General features: G+C 65.1%; 19 protein-coding genes. 14 read left to right on the top strand and 5 right to left on the bottom strand.

Features of this window, described 5'->3' with window-relative positions:
• Window positions 1-34: 34 nt before the first annotated feature.
• Together K3F49_RS28965 and K3F49_RS28960 are read left to right on the top strand one after the other, a co-directional pair.
• Window positions 35-736 carry an RluA family pseudouridine synthase gene (locus K3F49_RS28965; RefSeq protein ID WP_234684303.1) on the top strand — a complete coding sequence of 234 codons (702 nt, stop codon included), beginning with the start codon at window positions 35-37 and terminating at the stop codon, window positions 734-736.
• A gap of 241 nt (window positions 737-977) precedes the next feature.
• Window positions 978-2,087 carry a DUF2336 domain-containing protein gene (locus K3F49_RS28960; protein ID WP_234684302.1) on the top strand — a complete coding sequence of 370 codons (1,110 nt, stop codon included), beginning with the start codon at window positions 978-980 and terminating at the stop codon, window positions 2,085-2,087.
• 7 nt (window positions 2,088-2,094) lie between these two features.
• Here the strand turns inward: K3F49_RS28960 and mtaB are convergent, their stop codons facing one another.
• Both mtaB and dapF read right to left on the bottom strand, forming a co-directional pair.
• On the bottom strand, window positions 2,095-3,348 hold the full coding sequence (gene mtaB, locus K3F49_RS28955; RefSeq protein WP_234684301.1) for a tRNA (N(6)-L-threonylcarbamoyladenosine(37)-C(2))-methylthiotransferase MtaB: 1,254 nt from the start codon (window positions 3,346-3,348) through the stop codon (window positions 2,095-2,097).
• On the bottom strand, window positions 3,348-4,223 hold the full coding sequence (gene dapF, locus K3F49_RS28950) for a diaminopimelate epimerase (RefSeq protein WP_234684300.1): 876 nt from the start codon (window positions 4,221-4,223) through the stop codon (window positions 3,348-3,350). Before dapF ends, mtaB begins: the two co-directional genes overlap by 1 nt.
• 214 nt (window positions 4,224-4,437) lie before the next feature.
• Here dapF and K3F49_RS28945 point away from each other — a divergent pair, with 214 nt between their 5' ends.
• The gene (locus tag K3F49_RS28945; RefSeq protein WP_234684299.1) at window positions 4,438-5,175 is read left to right on the top strand and encodes a GyrI-like domain-containing protein; all 738 of its coding nucleotides are present in this window, start codon (window positions 4,438-4,440) and stop codon (window positions 5,173-5,175) included.
• Between the two features lie 5 nt (window positions 5,176-5,180).
• Window positions 5,181-5,897: an SIMPL domain-containing protein gene (locus tag K3F49_RS28940; protein WP_234684298.1), complete on the top strand. Its 717-nt coding sequence runs from the start codon at window positions 5,181-5,183 to the stop codon at window positions 5,895-5,897.
• 78 nt (window positions 5,898-5,975) lie between these two features.
• Here the strand turns inward: K3F49_RS28940 and K3F49_RS28935 are convergent, their stop codons facing one another.
• Complete coding sequence (locus tag K3F49_RS28935) at window positions 5,976-7,040, bottom strand: MBL fold metallo-hydrolase (protein ID WP_234684380.1); 1,065 nt, start codon at window positions 7,038-7,040, stop codon at window positions 5,976-5,978.
• Window positions 7,041-7,385: 345 nt separating this feature from the next.
• Between K3F49_RS28935 and ffh the strand changes: the two genes are divergently transcribed.
• The 7 genes from ffh (at window position 7,386) to K3F49_RS28900 (ending at window position 13,308) form a co-directional block, all read left to right on the top strand.
• The gene (gene ffh / locus K3F49_RS28930) at window positions 7,386-8,930 is read left to right on the top strand and encodes a signal recognition particle protein (RefSeq protein ID WP_234684297.1); all 1,545 of its coding nucleotides are present in this window, start codon (window positions 7,386-7,388) and stop codon (window positions 8,928-8,930) included.
• 85 nt (window positions 8,931-9,015) lie between these two features.
• On the top strand, window positions 9,016-9,348 hold the full coding sequence (rpsP, locus tag K3F49_RS28925; protein WP_234684296.1) for a 30S ribosomal protein S16: 333 nt from the start codon (window positions 9,016-9,018) through the stop codon (window positions 9,346-9,348).
• Window positions 9,349-9,357: 9 nt separating this feature from the next.
• A complete protein-coding gene (gene rimM / locus K3F49_RS28920) occupies window positions 9,358-9,915 on the top strand; it encodes a ribosome maturation factor RimM (protein ID WP_234684295.1) in 558 nt (185 codons plus the stop codon).
• 120 nt (window positions 9,916-10,035) lie between these two features.
• On the top strand, window positions 10,036-10,791 hold the full coding sequence (gene trmD / locus K3F49_RS28915) for a tRNA (guanosine(37)-N1)-methyltransferase TrmD (RefSeq protein ID WP_234684379.1): 756 nt from the start codon (window positions 10,036-10,038) through the stop codon (window positions 10,789-10,791).
• A 109-nt stretch (window positions 10,792-10,900) separates the two neighbouring features.
• Window positions 10,901-11,281 carry a 50S ribosomal protein L19 gene (gene rplS, locus K3F49_RS28910; RefSeq protein WP_234684294.1) on the top strand — a complete coding sequence of 127 codons (381 nt, stop codon included), beginning with the start codon at window positions 10,901-10,903 and terminating at the stop codon, window positions 11,279-11,281.
• Between the two features lie 322 nt (window positions 11,282-11,603).
• Window positions 11,604-13,010 carry a 3-isopropylmalate dehydratase large subunit gene (gene leuC / locus K3F49_RS28905; RefSeq protein WP_234684293.1) on the top strand — a complete coding sequence of 469 codons (1,407 nt, stop codon included), beginning with the start codon at window positions 11,604-11,606 and terminating at the stop codon, window positions 13,008-13,010.
• A gap of 94 nt (window positions 13,011-13,104) precedes the next feature.
• Window positions 13,105-13,308 carry a hypothetical protein gene (locus tag K3F49_RS28900; protein WP_234684292.1) on the top strand — a complete coding sequence of 68 codons (204 nt, stop codon included), beginning with the start codon at window positions 13,105-13,107 and terminating at the stop codon, window positions 13,306-13,308.
• Between the two features lie 124 nt (window positions 13,309-13,432).
• Here K3F49_RS28900 and K3F49_RS28895 read toward each other — a convergent pair whose 3' ends face one another.
• Both K3F49_RS28895 and K3F49_RS28890 read right to left on the bottom strand, forming a co-directional pair.
• Window positions 13,433-13,696 (bottom strand): hypothetical protein, encoded by a 264-nt coding sequence (locus K3F49_RS28895; RefSeq protein ID WP_234684291.1) that lies wholly within the window; start codon window positions 13,694-13,696, stop codon window positions 13,433-13,435.
• An 86-nt stretch (window positions 13,697-13,782) separates the two neighbouring features.
• On the bottom strand, window positions 13,783-14,079 hold the full coding sequence (locus K3F49_RS28890) for a hypothetical protein (RefSeq protein ID WP_234684378.1): 297 nt from the start codon (window positions 14,077-14,079) through the stop codon (window positions 13,783-13,785).
• Between the two features lie 157 nt (window positions 14,080-14,236).
• On the opposite strand from K3F49_RS28890, the gene K3F49_RS28885 reads away from it, so the two are divergent.
• The 3 genes from K3F49_RS28885 (at window position 14,237) to K3F49_RS28875 (ending at window position 16,186) form a co-directional block, all read left to right on the top strand.
• Complete coding sequence (locus K3F49_RS28885; RefSeq protein ID WP_234684290.1) at window positions 14,237-14,635, top strand: metallopeptidase family protein; 399 nt, start codon at window positions 14,237-14,239, stop codon at window positions 14,633-14,635.
• Between the two features lie 79 nt (window positions 14,636-14,714).
• Window positions 14,715-15,320: a 3-isopropylmalate dehydratase small subunit gene (gene leuD / locus K3F49_RS28880; RefSeq protein ID WP_234684289.1), complete on the top strand. Its 606-nt coding sequence runs from the start codon at window positions 14,715-14,717 to the stop codon at window positions 15,318-15,320.
• 80 nt (window positions 15,321-15,400) lie between these two features.
• Window positions 15,401-16,186, top strand: coding sequence for a glycosyltransferase family 32 protein (locus tag K3F49_RS28875; protein WP_234684288.1), 786 nt, complete (start codon window positions 15,401-15,403; stop codon window positions 16,184-16,186).
• Window positions 16,187-16,315: the final 129 nt, after the last annotated feature.

Here is a 16,315-nt window from a genome sequence, read left to right as displayed (position 1 = left end):
TGTTAAACGAAAGTCTTGACCGAAAGTCCTGCAATTGCTCGATGTTCCCGAATTGACCGCCGAGGAGATCCAGTCGCGCGTGCTCCATCGCGACGGGCTGATGCTGGTCATCGACAAGCCCTCGGGCCTGCCGGTGCATCGCGGCCCCAAGGGCGGCGCCAATCTGGAAGCCTCCTTCAACGCGCTCTGTTTCGGCCTGCCGCGGCCGCCGGTGCTCGCCCACCGGCTGGACAAGGATACCTCCGGCTGCCTCGTGCTCGGCCGCCATCGGAAAGCGACGGCGTCGCTCGGCCTGCTGTTCAAGCACGGCAAGATCGGCAAGACCTACTGGACCATAGTCGAGGGCGGGCCTGCCGAGGACGAAGGCACCATCGACATGCCCCTCGGCCGGCTCAATGCCGAGCGCGGCTGGTGGCAGAAGCCTGATCCGGAGGGGCAGAAGGCGATCACCAACTGGAAGGTGATGGGCCGAGGCGAGGGTTTTGCATGGCTCGCCATGGAACCGGTCACCGGGCGGACCCATCAATTGCGGGTGCATTCGTCGGCAACCGGCTGGCCGATCTTTGGCGACAACATTTACGGCAACGGCCCGCGTTTCGGTGAGCCGAAGCTGCACCTGCATTCCCGCGAGATCGTGGTGCCGATCTCCCGGAACAAGGAGCCGATCCGCGTCGTCGCGCCGGCCCCGCCCCACATGCACGAGAAGCTCCGCGCCTGCGGCTGGAACGGGGAATAGGCCTGTCAGTCCCTCATGGTGAGGAGCGCGGAACGCGCGTCTCCGGACGATGCTTTGCATCGCCGGGCGAACCATGAAGGCCCGCATCTCGCCCGCGGCCATCCTTCGAGACGCCCGCTTCGCGGGCTCCTCAGGATGAGGAGAAGCGAGCCATGGTTTACGAAACGTTCAGTGCTCGTCTCTAATGATAGCGGTTGCTTAGAACAAGCTTCCGTCATCCGCTCAGGACGAGCAACGCGTCATGTCCACCGCTGAACTATCGATCATCGACGAGGTCGAATCCGCCATTCGGACAGGCTCGGCGGAAAAAGGCCTCGAAACGGCCCGGCGCGTCACCGACCTGTTCCTGTCCTGCGCCGGAAGTTTTGACGACGAGCAGATCGCACTGTTCGACGACGTGCTCGAGCGCCTGATCGGCACCATCGAGCTGCGCGCCATCGCCGACATGGGCGCGCGCGTGGCGCTCGCCGAAATCAGCGCCCAGCTCGCCCCGATCGCGCAGGCGCCGCCCTCCGTGATCCGCCGCCTCGCCAACAATGACGAGATCCGCATCGCCGGCCCGGTGCTGCAGGAATCCGCGCGCCTCGACGACGGCGAGCTGGTCATGATCGCATCATCCAAAGGCGAGCCGCATCTGCTCGCGGTCGCCGGCCGCTGGTGGCTCAAGGAGATCGTCACCGACGCACTGCTGGCGCGCCGCTATCCCAGCGTTAGCCGCCGCCTCGCTGCCAATCCCGGCGCGCGCATGTCCGGAAAGGGATTCGCCGTTGTCGTTGGACAGGCCGAGAGCGATCCCGAGATCGCGGTGAGCGTCGGCGTCCGCCTCGACCTGCCGTCGGATCTGCGCCGCCGATTGCTGCGCTCGGCGACGGACACGGTTCGCACGCGATTGCTGTCGCGCGCGCCGCCCGATCTGTTCGATGAAATCCAGAGCGCGATCGCCGCCGTCACGGTCGGTGTCGAGCGCGAGATGTCGGGTGTCCGCGATTTCGAGGGCGCCAAGCGGGCGATCGCAAATCTCAACGCGACCGGCCAGCTCAACGAGGCGACGCTGCTCGGTTTTGCACGACACCGGCGCTACGAAGAAGCCGTCGCGGCTCTGGCAGCCCTGTCAGGGTCGACCGTCGAGGTGATTCGTCCGCTGATGCAGAGTCTGCGCGAGGACGGCCTGCTGGTGCCGTGCAAGGCGGCTCAGCTCAGCTGGGAAACCACCGCCGCCGTACTCGAAAGCCGCTTTGCCACGGGCGCGATGAAGCCAGCGGATGTTGCGAGGGCGCAGAGCAATTTTGCGCGCATGTCACCGGAGAATGCGCGGCGCACGCTGCGGTTCTGGCAGGTCAGGGCATCGTAGCGGCGGACTATGTGGTTAGCCGCTCGCCATCGCGGCCGGCGATCCTCAGCGACACCACACTCCCCACCCGCTCGCCCGCAATCGCCACTGGCAGATAGTGCTCGGTCCGTCCCTGGCCTTCGCTCTCGATCAGCACCTCGCGCATCGCGCCGATCTCGGCTTGGAGCCGCAGCCGCAACGCGGCCTCACCCACTGCCCGCAACCGCTTCGCACGTTGCTTGATTGCCGGCCCAGCGACCTGCGGCATCCGCGCGGCCGGCGTACCGGGGCGTGTGGAGTAGGGGAAAACGTGCAGGAACGTCAGGCCGCATTCCTCGACCAGATCGAGCGAGCGCGCAAACATCTCTTCGGTCTCGGTCGGGAAGCCCGCGATGATATCTGCGCCAAAGACGATGTCCGGCCGCAGGCGGCGGACCTGGTCACAGAAGCGAATCGCATCGCCGCGCGAATGCCGCCGCTTCATGCGCTTCAGAACCATATCGTCGCCGGATTGCAGCGACAGATGCAGATGCGGCATCAGCCGCGCATCGTCGGCGATGGCATCCAACAGATCGCTGTCCGCTTCGATCGAATCGATCGAGGAGATGCGCAGACGCTTCAGCTCCGGCACATGCCGCAGGATCTGCTTCGTCAGCATGCCGAGCCTCGGCGCGCCCGGCAGATCGGCGCCGTAGCTGGTGAGATCGACGCCGGTCAGCACGATCTCGGCATGGCCGCGCTCCACCAGCGCCCGCACCTGATCGACCACCGCGCCCATCGGAACCGAGCGCGAATTGCCGCGGCCATAGGGGATGATGCAGAAGGTGCAGCGATGGTCGCAGCCGTTCTGCACCTGCACGAATACGCGCGGGAGGCCGCTCGCAAAACCGTCGATCAGATGCGGCGCCATCTCCCGGACGGACATGATGTCGCTGACCGCGATCTTCTCGCTGGCGCCGAGACCGAAGGCGTCGCGCGCCTCGCGCCAGGCCTCGCCGTGCATCTTGTCGTCATTGCCGACGACGCGGTCGACTTCGGCCATGTCGGCGAACATCGCGGCTTGCGTCTGCGCCGCGCAGCCGGTGACGACGATGCGCGCAGCGGGCCGTTCGCGTTTCAACTTGCGGATCGACTGCCGCGCCTGCGCGACCGCCTCGTTGGTGACGGCGCAACTGTTGATGACGATGGTGTCGGAAAGACCGGCGCCCTCCGCTTCGCGGCGGATCACCTCGGCCTCGAAGGCATTGAGGCGGCAGCCGAAGGTGACGATGTCGACGGTCATCAGCCGACCGGCGCGAACAGCGCCGGGTCGAAATTGCCTTCATATTCGAAGGTCGCGGTGCCCGTCATCAGCACGTGGTCGTCGCGCTCGCGCCATTCGATGCCGAGCTTGCCGCCGGGCAGCGTCATCTCGACCTTGCGCTCGGTGCGCTTCAGCCGCGCTGCCGCAACCGCAGTCGCACAGGCCGCCGAACCGCAGGCCCGGGTGAGACCCGCACCGCGCTCCCAGGTGCGCATGGTGATGTGCTCGCGATCGACGATATGGGCGAGCGTGATGTTGGCGCGATCGGGGAAGATCGGATGGTTTTCCAAGAGCGGACCAAAGCGCGCGAGATCATAGGCATCGACGTCGTCGACCCAGAAGATCGCGTGCGGATTGCCCATGCTGACCACGGACGGCGAATGCAGGATCGGGTTGTCGATCGGTCCGATCTGCAATTCGATGTAGCGGGTGTCGCGAAACTCCTCCGCCAGCGGAATGTCCTGCCAGCCAAACTTCGGCGCACCCATGTCGACGGTGTAGAGGTCCGGCGCCGGCCCCTGCCAGGCATTGAGCAGGCCGGCGGCGGTCTCGAACGTCGCCGTGGCCCGCCCGGTCTTCTCGAAGATGCGACGAACCACGCAGCGCATGCCGTTGCCGCAGGCGCCGGCCTCCGAGCCATCACTGTTGTAGATGCTGATGAAGGCTTCGGTGCCATCGAGCCGCGGCTTCTGAAGCACCATGAGCTGGTCATAGGGCACGCCACCGTCCGCCGAGGCCACCGCACGGGCGTCGTCCGGCGTGACCTTCCCTGCGGAATCGCGCATGTCGACAACGACGATCTCGTTGCCGATGCCGTTCATCTTGGCAAATGCGTGGTTGTCCAGCGCGCCCATGAAAAATCCTGAATTTCGCCCGTCTTATATGGCGATCCTTGCCGGCTTGGCCAGTGATTTGCCGCCGGGGCCCAAGACGACTGCCAAGACGCGTGCCATGACGCATCTGTCATGGGACGAATTCGGCGCTCGCGTGTTAGAACGGCGCAGTTCGCGCGAACCGGGATGCGCGGCCGGGTTAAGGCCTTGGTGGGCAAGGTCTGGGGAGAATAAAATGAATACTTTTCGTCGTCTTGTTCTGGCCGCGCTGATCCCGGCAGCGGCCTTGTCGCTTGGCCTGTCCGGCGCTCTGGGGCAGACCCCGAGCCCGGCGCCCGCCGCGTCGGCCAGTCCCTCGCCGGCCCAGTCGGCCACGCCCTCCCCGGCCGCAAGTGCCTCGCCTGCGCCCGCAGCAACTCCCTCGCCGGCCCCATCGCCTGCGGCCAGCGCCTCGCCCAGCCCGGCAGCACCGCCGGCCGCCGCAGCCGCAACGCCGGCCCCGGTGCAGACCGCCGATCCCTTTGGCCTGGAGACTACGCTCGAGGCCAAGAAGGTCGTGATGGTCAAAGGCACCGCCAATTGGGACTCGGCCTTCGACACCCTGGTCGACGCCTTCAAGGCGCTGAACGCGCTGCTCGACAAGCAGGGCATCAAGCATGCCGGCAATTCGATGATCGTCTACACCTCGACCGACGACACCGGTTTCACCTTCCTTGCCGAGATCCCGATCGAGCAGGACCCGAAGAACCTGACCAAGGACATGAGCATCGGCAAATCGCCGGAGGGCAAGGCGCTGAAATTCGTCCATCGCGGCTCCTACGACAACATGGACAACACCTATGAGGCGATCACCAATCACCTCGACGACAAGAAGCTGGAAGCCAAGGACACGTTCATCGAGGAGTACCTCACCGATCCCCTGAAGACGGCCGAGGACAAGCTCGTGATCAATGTGTTCGTGCCGCTGAAGTGAGACCGATGAAAAAGCCCGTTGCCCGTTTTACATCCCTTGCCGCAACCTTCGCCGCCATGCTGCTGGCCGCGCCCGCGCTCGCCGACGATTTTCCATCCGCCATCTCCGTGAGTGGCGAGGCAACCGTCTCTGCTGCGCCCGATCTCGCGCAGATCGATGCCGGTGTCGCCAATGACGCCAAGTCGGCGAAGGAAGCATCCGACGCCAACAACGCCGCGATGGGCAAGGTGCTGCTGGCGCTGAAGGGCGCCGGGATCGCCGAAAAGGATTATCAGACCTCCCGACTGTCGCTGCAGCCGCAATACGGCCAGAACAAATCCAGCGGCGCTTCGCCGGTCGTCGGCTTCCGCGCCTCTAATCGCGTCACGGTGAAAATTCGCGACGTGACCAAGGTCGCCGGCATCATCGACACGCTGGTCGGCGCCGGCGCCAACGACATCGGCAACATCTCGTTCGAGGTGACGCAGGCTTCAAAACTGCTCGACGATGCCCGTGAGCAGGCAGTGGCGGACGCGCGGCGCAAGGCCGAGATCTACGCCAGGGCCACCGGCGTCACGCTGGGCGCGCCGCTCAGCGTCTCCGAAGGCAGCGCTCCGATGCCGCTGTTCAAGGGCCGCATGGCCGCAGCCCCGATGGCCGCGCCCGCTGCCGTTGCGCCGGGCGAGGAAACCCTGTCGGTGACGGTGAATGTGAGCTGGGCGATCAAGCCGAAAGAGCAATAAGTCTCGTGTCCCGGACGCGCTACGGCACGCAGTGACGCTGCGTTGCGTCCGGGGGACGGGCTGTGTGCAGGGAGAGAATTAAATCTCCACCACCTGCCCCGGCTTCATCGCGACAAACCGCTCCTGCGGAATCTTCGCGGCATCGAGCGCTTCCACCAATGCCTTGGCCGGCGCGTCGATCGCCTCATCTGTCAGCTGGAACGTGCCATGATGATGCCCGAGCGCCTGTTGCGCGCCGCAATCATCCAGCGCTTTCACCGCGTCCTCCGGGTTCATGTGCTGGTCGCGCATGAACCAACGCGGTTCGTAGGCGCCGATGGGAAGAATCGCCAGACGCAGCGGCCCGTGCTTCTCGGCGACGCGGCGGAAATGTCCGCCATCGCCATAGCCGGAATCGCAGACGACGTAGATTTTCCCCGCGGGCGTCTCCAGCACAAAGCTCGCCCACAGCGCCTTGTTGCGATCGAACATGCCACGCGCCGACCAGTGCCTGGTCGGCACCAGCGTCACGGCCACACCATTGCCGAGCTCGACGCGGTCGTGCCAGTCATAGGCCTCGGCCTTGATCGAAGAATCGGTGCTCCGCATCGTGACGTCGTTGCCGAGCGGGGTGACCACGCGCGGCGCAAAATTCTTCACGAGCCGCGACAACGTCGCGAGGTCCAGATGATCGTAATGCCCGTGCGAGACCAGCACGACGTCGATCTTCGGCAACTTGTCGAAGGAAATGCCGGGATCGTTGTGCCGCTTCGGCCCGGCCCACCCGACCGGCGAGACCCGCATCGACCAGACGGGATCGACGAGAATGTTAAGGCCGCCGGCCTGGATCAGCCAGCTTGCGTGGCCGACAAAGGAGAGCCGCACCTTGTCGCCATCGACGCCCGCCGGCGGCGTGTCGGCATGGGAATTGGGCACCCAGTCCGGCCAGGTCTCGCGCTTCCGCCCCCCGCCGAACTGCCAGCGGAACACTTCGCCGAGCGACCTCGGCGGCGCGCCGTAGGGATCGAAGAAGTGCAGGCCGTCGAAATGGTCGGTGACGGGGCCGTCATAGGTTTTCATGCGGAAGATCCAAAAGGACGGGACACCAACCAGCGCGGCCCCGCCTGCGAGCAGTCCAAAGATGCGGCGGCGGGTGAACGGCACGGGGCGGGCTTCAGGAATGGTCGGGGGCGGCAAGGCATCACCGCCTATATGGGCGGGGCCGCAGGAAAAGGAACCCGCCCTTAAAACGAACACGTTTTCAGTATCTTGGTCCACGAACGGGCCTCCTGCCCGCTAACTTTCCTTGACTTTCGGGCGTCAGCGGCGTTTAACCCGCGCACTTTCTCGGAAAGGCTTTCTTTTCGACCCGCCCACTGGCCCCGGAGGCCGGAGGCCAACGCCCGACAGCGCTGTGCGCCCTCGGGCGCAAAGGTGTTTGGAAGATCGCTTCCCGAAGGAAGTGGTGAACGCGGCAACCCTGCACGAGCAGGACAAGGGACAATTGCATTGTTCGACAATCTGTCGGAACGGCTTGGCGGCATTCTCGATCGGCTGACGGGGCGCGGTGCGCTGACCGAAAAGGACGTCGACGCCGCGATGCGCGAGGTGCGCCGCGCGCTGCTCGAGGCCGACGTCGCGCTCGAAGTCGTGCGCAGCTTCACCGAACGTGTCCGCGAGCAGGCGATCGGCGCCACCGTCGTCAAGTCGGTCACCCCCGGCCAGATGGTGGTCAAGATCGTCCATGACGAGTTGATCAACACGCTCGGCGCCGAAAGCCAGACCATCGACGTCAATTCCGTGCCGCCGGTGCCGATCATGATGGTCGGTCTGCAAGGTTCCGGCAAGACGACCACCACCGCAAAGCTCGCCCGCCGCCTGGTCCAGCGCGACAAGCGCAAGGTGCTGATGGCCTCGCTCGACGTCTATCGCCCGGCGGCGATGGAGCAGCTCGCCGTGCTTGGCCGCGATCTCGACATTCCGACGCTGCCGATCGTCGCCGGCCAGCAGCCGCCGCAGATTGCGAAGCGCGCACTCGAAGCCGGCAAGCTCGGCGGCTACGACATCGTGCTGCTCGACACCGCCGGCCGCACCACGCTCGACGAAGAGATGATGGCGGAGGCAGCTAGCATCAAGGCGGCTGCCAACCCGCATGAAGTGCTGCTGGTCGCAGACTCGCTCACCGGCCAGGACGCCGTGAATCTCGCGCGCGCGTTCGACGAGCGCGTCGGCCTCACCGGCATCGTGCTGACACGTGTGGACGGCGACGGCCGCGGCGGCGCTGCGCTGTCGATGCGCGCCGTCACCGGCAAGCCGATCAAGCTGATCGGAACCGGTGAAAAGACCGATGCGCTGGAAGATTTCCACCCTGATCGTATCGCCGGCCGCATCCTCGGCATGGGCGACGTGGTCTCGCTGGTCGAACGTGCCGCCGCCAATATCGACGCCGAGAAAGCCGCGCGCACCGCCGAGCGCATGCGCAAGGGTCAGTTCGACCTCAACGACATGCGCGAGCAGCTCTCGCAGATGGCGAACATGGGCGGCATCAGCGGCCTGATGGGCATGATGCCCGGCATCGCCAAGATGAAGAACCAGATCGCGGCCGCCGGCATCGACGACAAGATTCTGAAGCGCCAGGTCGCGGTGATCGATTCCATGACGCGCGACGAGCGCCGTCATCCCGACCTGCTCAAGGCCAGCCGCAAGAAGCGCATCGCCGCAGGCTCCGGCCAAAGCGTCGAGCAGGTCAACAAGCTCCTGAAGATGCACCGGAACATGGCCGACGTGATGAAGGCCATGGGCTCGGGCAAGCGCGGCCCGCTCGCCGGCATCGCGCAGGCGATGGGTTTTGGCGGCGGCATGAAGCCGCCCTCGCCGGAGGAGATGAAGGCGCTTCAAGAGAAGATGCAGGGCGGTGGACAGGGTCTGCCGAGCCTGCCGAAGGATTTGCCGGCGGGTCTTCGCACCGGCCTGCCGAACGTTCCTGGACTGACCGGGCTGAGCGGCAAGCCGACGCTGCCGGGTCTTGGCGGTTTTCCAGGCAAGAAGAAATGAGGAATTCGTCGCACGGGATCGCATCGGTCTCGCGCAACGCGGAATACCAATCAACCGAACAAAACGTATTTTGAAGGAGAACTGAATGTCCGTCGTTATCCGCCTCGCCCGCGCAGGCACCAAGAAGCGTCCCGTCTATCACGTCGTCGTCGCCGACTCGCGCTTTCCCCGCGATGGCCGCTTCATCGAACGTCTCGGCTATTTCAACCCGCTGCTGCCGAAGGACAACGAGACCCGTCTGAAGCTCGACATGGACAAGGTGAAGGCCTGGCTCGCCAAGGGCGCGCAACCGTCTGACCGCGTGTCCCGCTTCCTCGACGCCGCCGGCGTCCAGAAGCGCGAAGCGCGCAACAACCCCGAGAAGGCCGTGCCGCGCAAGGAGCGCAAGGCGCAGGCCGAAGCCGCTGCGAAGGGCTAAGGCTCATCCATGTCGGCGCTGATCTGCGTCGCGCGGATCGGCGCCGCGCATGGTGTGCGCGGCGCGGTCAAATTGTGGACCTTCACCGAAGATCCCTTTGCCGTGAAGCGCTACGGTCCGCTGCTCTCCAAGGACGGCAAGCGCCAGTTCGAGCTGGCGCAGGCCCGTGAAGCCAAGGACCATCTGGTCGCGACCTTCAAGGGCGTCACGACCCGCGATGAGGCCGAGCGCCTCAACGGCATCGAACTCTACGTCGCGCGCGAAAAACTGCCCGCGACCGACCCGGGCGAATATTACCACGCCGATCTGATCGGGCTCGCCGCCGTCTCCACGGCAGGCGATGCGCTCGGCCGCGTGCTCGCGATCCATAATTTCGGTGCCGGCGACATCATCGAGATCGCGCCGCTCAAGGGCCCGACGACGCTGCTGCCGTTCACCAACGCGGTGGTGCCCGAGGTCGACATCGCCGGCGGCCGCGTCGTGATCGCGCCGCCGCAGGAAGTTGAAGGCGAGGAGGACGGAGACGCTCTCTCCGCTGGTCGTCCCCGCGAAGGCGGGGACCCATAGCCACAGGCCGTGGTTTTTTGGCTAAGCTGGTAGCCCCGATCATCGCAAAACGAAGTGCGGTGGTTTTGGGTCCCGGGCTCGCGCTTCGCGCGCCCCGGGACGACGAGACAATTGGATCCGATGACCAATCCCTCACCCTGGCGCGCGACGGTGCTGACGCTGTTTCCGGAGATGTTTCCGGGCCCGCTCGGCGTGAGCCTGGCCGGCCGGGCGCTGGCCTCCGGGCTCTGGGAGATCGAGGCGCGGGACATCCGGGCCTCCGCCACGGACCGCCATCGCAGCGTCGATGACACCCCCGCCGGCGGCGGCCCGGGCATGGTGCTGCGGGCCGACGTTCTGGCGGCCGCAATCGACGCGGTGGGAGTCAGCCCGGACCGGCCAAAGCTGCTGATGAGCCCGCGGGGTCGGCCATTGACCCAGGCCCGTGTCGCCGAGCTCGCCCAAGGCCCCGGCCCCCTGATCGTCTGCGGACGGTTCGAGGGGATCGACCAGCGGGTGATTGACGCCCGCGGCCTGGAGGAGGTCTCGATCGGCGATTACGTGCTCTCGGGGGGCGAAATCGCCGCCTTAGCCCTGATCGACGCTTGCGTCCGGCTGCTGCCGGGCGTCATGGGCAAGGAGGCCTCGGGAACCGAGGAAAGTTTCTCCGACGGCCTGCTCGAATACCCCCAATACACCCGCCCGCAGCTGTTCGAGGGGGTTCCGATCCCGGACATCCTGACGTCCGGGGACCATGCCAAGGTCGCGGCTTGGCGGCGGGCGCAATCCGAGGTCCTGACGGCGGCCCGGCGGCCCGATTTATGGGCCCAAATCCCGCCTAAAGCCCCGAATCGGCCCGGACGCCAAAAAGCGCCAAAAAACAAGACAGACGGGTGACAAACGCTCCGGCTTGCCTTATAGGAGCGGCCACATCCGCAATGGCTGGATAGACGAATTTCGCGCAGCCCCCGTTTCCAAGGCTGGGCGCGCCGATGGAGATTTACCCATGAACCTGATCCAACAGCTCGAAAAAGAGCAATTCGAGAAGCTCTCCGCCACCAAGGAGATTCCGGAGTTCGGACCCGGCGACACCGTGATCGTCAACGTGAAGGTCGTCGAAGGCGACCGCACCCGCGTGCAGGCCTATGAAGGCGTTTGCATCGGCCGTTCCGGCGGTGGCCTCAATGAGAGCTTCACCGTTCGCAAGATCTCCTACGGCGAGGGCGTGGAGCGCGTGTTCCCGGTGATGTCGCCGATGATCGACTCTATCAAGGTGGTGCGCCGCGGCAAGGTGCGTCGCGCCAAGCTCTATTACCTCCGCAACCTCCGCGGCAAGTCGGCCCGTATCGTCGAGAAGACTGAGCACGCCAAGGCCGTCAACGAGTAAGCTTTCGCTTGCCGACGAGTTTCGAAAAGCGCGGGGCCGGGCCCCGCGCTTTTTTGTTGCGTCAGCCGTGCGCGTCAAAGCCCTCGCGATTCCATATCTCCCTGCTATATATTCCTGGAATGTTTCCAGATCCGACCAGCTTCGCAAGCCCCCAGCGCGTCGTCATCGACGATCGCTCGCGGCTGCCTGGCCGGTTCTTCGGGCGCTTCGCGACCTCGGCAACGTCAGAGCTTAGTCCCGCAGCTTAAAGGCTGCGCTGACGACGATTGCCCCGCGCGAACCCGCGCATTTCGCTGACACACATTGTTCGGAGCTGAAGCTCATGTCCAAGCCCACCACCCTGTACGACAAGATCTGGAACGACCATCTGGTGCACGAAGCCGATGACGGCACCTGCCTGCTCTATATCGACCGCCATCTGGTGCACGAAGTGACTTCGCCGCAGGCGTTCGAAGGCCTGCGCGCCACCGGCCGCAAGGTCCACGCGCCCGAGAAGACGCTCGCCGTCGTCGACCACAACGTCCCGACCACCGATCGCACCAAGCCGAATCCCGATCCGGAAAGCATCGAGCAGATCAGGGCGCTGGCCGAGAACGCGAAGGAATTCGGCATCGAATATTACGACGAGTTCGACAAGCGCCAGGGCGTCGTCCACGTCATCGGCCCCGAGCAAGGCTTTACCCTGCCCGGCACCACCATCGTCTGCGGTGACAGCCACACCTCGACGCATGGCGCGTTCGGTGCGCTCGCGCACGGCATCGGCACCTCCGAGGTCGAGCACGTTCTGGCGACGCAGACGCTGATCCAGAAGAAGGCGAAGAACATGCGCGTTACCGTCGACGGCAAATTGCCGGACGGCGTGACGGGCAAGGACATCATCCTGGCCATCATCGGCGAGATCGGCACCGCAGGCGGCACCGGCTACGTGCTAGAATACGCCGGCGATGCGATCAGCGCGCTCAGCATGGAAGGCCGCATGACGGTCTGCAACATGTCGATCGAAGGCGGCGCCCGCGCCGGCCTCGTTGCGCCCGACCAGAAGGCCTATGACTTCCTGCGCGGCCGCCCGAAGGCGCCGAAGGGTGCCGACTGGGATGCGGCGATGCGCTACTGGGAGAAACTGCGCTCCGACGAGGGCGCGCATTTCGACAACGAGCTGCGCCTGGACGCCGCAAAACTGCCGCCGATCGTGACCTGGGGCACCAGCCCCGAGGACGTGATCTCGGTGACCGGCATCGTGCCCGATCCCGACAAGATCGCGGACGAGGCCAAGCGTCTCTCCAAGCATCGCGCGCTGAAATACATGGGCCTGACCGCGGGCACGAAGATCACCGACATCAAGGTCGACCGCATCTTCATCGGCTCCTGCACCAACGGCCGCATCGAAGATTTGCGCGCGGCGGCAAAGATTGCTGAAGGCAAGACCGTTTCAGCGCATGTCAACGCCATGGTCGTGCCGGGCTCCGGCATCGTGAAGGAGCAGGCCGAAGCCGAGGGTCTGGACAAGATCTTCATCAAGGCCGGCTTCGAATGGCGCGAGCCCGGTTGCTCGATGTGCCTTGCGATGAACCCGGACAAGCTGGCCCCTGAAGAGCGCTGCGCCTCGACCTCGAACCGCAACTTCGAGGGACGCCAGGGTTTCAAGGGCCGCACCCATCTGGTGTCGCCGGCGATGGCGGCAGCAGCGGCGATCGCGGGTCACTTCGTCGACGTCCGGGACTGGCGCTGAGCCACTCGCTGCAATTGTAGCAATCGCGGCAAGCGGCCGTTAATCCGCGTCACCCACATTGTGTCCTCGCGACGGTTTCGCGGGGACACGCCTCATGGCCAACAAGCCTGAATATGTCGATCTGATCAGCGTGGCGACACGCCAGCACCGGCGGCGCGCAGCACCGCTGCGCATCGTCGCCAAGCCCGAGGTCGAGGAGACGTCAAGGCTCAGCCATTGGCCGCCAGCGATGTTCAGGCGGTGGAAGGTCGAGAATCTGATGCCGTGGAAATCCGCGTCGTGGAAGCTCAAGGATTAGCTCTGAGCTAGTTTCGTCGTCATATGCCGGGACAAGCCCGGGCATGACGAGTGCGGTGCCTGCAGCTGGCGCGCAAGCGACCGTGCTGCTGGTGAAGGGGTTTGCGCCTGCCGTCTGAGCCGCATCACCAGAACGGTCCGTAGCCGAACACGAAAGGTGCGGGCACGCCGTAGGGATAGGGACGGTAATAGACGGGCCGCGCGTAATAGTGCGGATCAGGACGCGGAGAGTAGCGCGCGACGTCGTCGTATCGTATGTGTCGTCGCCCGTCGAACACCGCGCGGCCTGCAGAGGCATCCGGCAGCTTCGTCACCCGCTGCGTCGCGGACACATGGGGCAGGCCTGCGGCGAGCCCGACAACAACGGCCAGTGCGATCCATCTCGCCATGACGACCTCCGGCCGCAACATGAGGACATCGCACGGCCGCTTGCAAGTTAAAGCACTGCGGGTATGGCGCCAGCACTGAGCCCGTATCAGCCGCGACGCCAGTAGCAGTTCATATGCGGCACGATCACGGTGCCGCTCGGCCGGAATTCCTGCACATAGGTGGCGTTGCACTCGCGGACCGCATCAGGGCCCGGGTTGTAGCGCGGGTAGACGCCGTCAGGGGTGTAATAGGGCGTGACGCGCAGGCGCGTCTGGGGCCGTCTGCGCGGCGGGGGGGCGTCGTCGGGCGAGACCGCCTGGGCCACACGGACTTCGCCGCCGGTCGTCTGGGCAAGAGGCTGGGCTTGCGCGCCTCCAACGCAGACTTGCGAAAACAACCCCATGCACAGTAGCGTCAGCGCTGTTTTCGCTCGCATTTTTTCCGCCCACCTGAACCGTCCCCATCGAGGCCCCAAGCTCTCCGTTTTGGCGACGCCCGTCAACCTCGCAGCGCTTATAAAGCCGGATGCATCGCTGCGGAACCCGCGCTAAGACAAGCGCATGTGGACGGACCTGAAAGCGCCCTCGCTGGCCGAGATGGAAGTGACGGCGCACGACATTTTCGAGCGCCTGCCGGCGGAATTTCGCGGCCTCTGCGAAGGCGTGATCATCCGCGTCGACGACTTCCCCACCGAGGAGGTCCTGGACGAGATGGAATGCGAGAGCGAGTTCGACCTGCTCGGCCTGTTCCAGGGTGTCGGCCTGCCCCAGCAGAGTTTTGGCGACGTGGCGCGGCTGCCCAACATGGTCTGGCTCTACCGCCGGCCGATCCTCGACTACTGGGCCGAACACGACGAAAGCCTCGGCCACATCGTCCGCCACGTCCTGATTCACGAGATCGGCCACCATTTCGGCCTCTCGGACGACGATATGGCTGATATTGAGGCCAAGGCAGACTAGATCTGCCGAAATCGGCCTAGGATTCGAGCCTTAATCGCGATAAATACGCGGTCTCTAACCACCCTCGGGAAGCGCAACCATGGACAAGTTCACCACGCTGGAAGGCGTCGCGGCGCCGCTGAAGATCATCAATGTCGACACCGACATGATCATTCCGAAGCAGTACCTCAAGACCATCAAGCGCACCGGGCTTGGCAAGGGGCTTTTCTCCGAGCAGCGCTACAAGGACGACGGCAGCGAGAACCCGGATTTCGTCCTCAACCAGCCCGCCTATCGCAATTCGAAGGTGCTGGTGGCCGGCGACAATTTCGGCTGCGGCTCGAGCCGCGAGCATGCGCCCTGGGCGCTGCTCGATTTCGGCATCCGCTGCGTGATCTCGACCTCGTTCGGCGACATCTTCTACAACAACTGCTTCAAGAACGGCATTCTGCCGATCCGCGTCAGCCAGGAAGACCTCGACAAGCTGTTCGACGACGCCGAGCGCGGCGCCAACGCGACGCTGACGATCGACCTGCCGAACCAGGAGATCCGCGGCCCCGATGGCGGCACGGTCAAGTTCGAGATCGATCCGTTCCGCAAGCACTGCCTGATCAACGGCCTCGACGACATCGGTCTCACGATGGAGAAGAAGTCCTCGATCGACACCTACGAGGACAAGCTCAAGCACGAGCGCGCCTGGGCCTGAGCTCAAGTCTGATTCAAAGCCCCGGTGCTGGCAGCGCCGGGGCTTTTTCTTTGCCCGGAATATCCCGTATAGCTGCACCCATGCTGCCCGAGATCATCACCTTCTGGCATGGCCCTATGGATGCGCTGCGCCAGACCTGTCTGCGCTCGCAGCTGGCTGCCGGCCACAAGGTCACGGTCTACAGCTTCGACACCATCCCGGGTCTTCCGGCGGGCGTCGGCAATGCCGATGCCGAGGCGATCCTGCCGCATGTGTTCTCCGAACGGCTGCGACCGCCGCAGCCGGACGGCAGCTGGCGCGACTGGACCACGCTGCAGTTCAGCGATTTCTTCCGCATGAAGCTGATGGCGAAGGGTCTCGGCCTCTGGCTCGATGCCGACGTGTTGCTGCTCAGGCCCGTCGAGATCGATTCCGCAAAGCCTTATTTCGCCTGGGAGCGGCCGCGCCAGCTTGGCAATTCCGTGATCTACCTGCCGCCCGGGCACGGCATCGTTGCCGCCTTCGAAGAGCTGATGGAGCAGGAAGAGCTGACACCGAACTGGCTGTCGGTTCGCCACCGCATCACCTTCATGATGCGCCGCCTGCGCGGTGGCTCGAACCGTCTCTCCGACATCCGCGTCGCGATCTTTGGGCCAGCAGCACTCACCGCGCTCGCCCGCCGCACCGGCGAATTGCAAAATGCGCTGCCGAAGCAGTCGTTCTACGCCGTGCATGCCGAACCAAATCTGTTCTTCGATCCCTCGAGCTATCTCGGCCTCGTCACCAACCCCGAGATCATCGGCCTGCACATCTCGCCAAAAGGCCGCGGCGGCGAGAAGCCGATTCCCGGCAGCCTGTATGCGTGGGCGACGGCGCGGTTTGGCTGAGGTCTCTCCGCGCTACTCTCGTGCCCCGGCTCAGAATCGCGGTGAGATGGGTCCCGGCTCTGCGCAGCAGCGTTGCACGCTGCAGCGCGTCCGGGACACGAGACTGAATTTGATCCAGCGCAACGCGCT

The organism is Bradyrhizobium monzae (genome assembly GCF_021458635.1).
Taxonomy (GTDB): Bacteria; Pseudomonadota; Alphaproteobacteria; order Rhizobiales; family Xanthobacteraceae; genus Bradyrhizobium.
The sequence above is the reverse complement of the archived record's forward strand: the minus strand, read 5'-3'. Positions and strand labels throughout refer to the sequence as shown.

Excerpts from the sequence above, each read along its gene's own strand:
- K3F49_RS28960 (WP_234684302.1), top strand. The coding sequence starts at position 978 with ATGTCCACCGCTGAACTATCGATCATCGACGAGGTCGAATCCGCCATT.
- mtaB (WP_234684301.1), bottom strand. The coding sequence starts at position 3,348 with ATGACCGTCGACATCGTCACCTTCGGCTGCCGCCTCAATGCCTTCGAG.
- dapF (WP_234684300.1), bottom strand. The coding sequence starts at position 4,223 with ATGGGCGCGCTGGACAACCACGCATTTGCCAAGATGAACGGCATCGGC.
- K3F49_RS28945 (WP_234684299.1), top strand. The coding sequence starts at position 4,438 with ATGAATACTTTTCGTCGTCTTGTTCTGGCCGCGCTGATCCCGGCAGCG.
- K3F49_RS28940 (WP_234684298.1), top strand. The coding sequence starts at position 5,181 with ATGAAAAAGCCCGTTGCCCGTTTTACATCCCTTGCCGCAACCTTCGCC.
- rpsP (WP_234684296.1), top strand. The coding sequence starts at position 9,016 with ATGTCCGTCGTTATCCGCCTCGCCCGCGCAGGCACCAAGAAGCGTCCC.
- rimM (WP_234684295.1), top strand. The coding sequence starts at position 9,358 with ATGTCGGCGCTGATCTGCGTCGCGCGGATCGGCGCCGCGCATGGTGTG.
- trmD (WP_234684379.1), top strand. The coding sequence starts at position 10,036 with ATGACCAATCCCTCACCCTGGCGCGCGACGGTGCTGACGCTGTTTCCG.
- rplS (WP_234684294.1), top strand. The coding sequence starts at position 10,901 with ATGAACCTGATCCAACAGCTCGAAAAAGAGCAATTCGAGAAGCTCTCC.
- leuC (WP_234684293.1), top strand. The coding sequence starts at position 11,604 with ATGTCCAAGCCCACCACCCTGTACGACAAGATCTGGAACGACCATCTG.
- K3F49_RS28900 (WP_234684292.1), top strand. The coding sequence starts at position 13,105 with ATGGCCAACAAGCCTGAATATGTCGATCTGATCAGCGTGGCGACACGC.
- K3F49_RS28895 (WP_234684291.1), bottom strand. The coding sequence starts at position 13,696 with ATGGCGAGATGGATCGCACTGGCCGTTGTTGTCGGGCTCGCCGCAGGC.
- K3F49_RS28890 (WP_234684378.1), bottom strand. The coding sequence starts at position 14,079 with ATGGGGTTGTTTTCGCAAGTCTGCGTTGGAGGCGCGCAAGCCCAGCCT.
- K3F49_RS28885 (WP_234684290.1), top strand. The coding sequence starts at position 14,237 with ATGTGGACGGACCTGAAAGCGCCCTCGCTGGCCGAGATGGAAGTGACG.
- leuD (WP_234684289.1), top strand. The coding sequence starts at position 14,715 with ATGGACAAGTTCACCACGCTGGAAGGCGTCGCGGCGCCGCTGAAGATC.
- K3F49_RS28875 (WP_234684288.1), top strand. The coding sequence starts at position 15,401 with ATGCTGCCCGAGATCATCACCTTCTGGCATGGCCCTATGGATGCGCTG.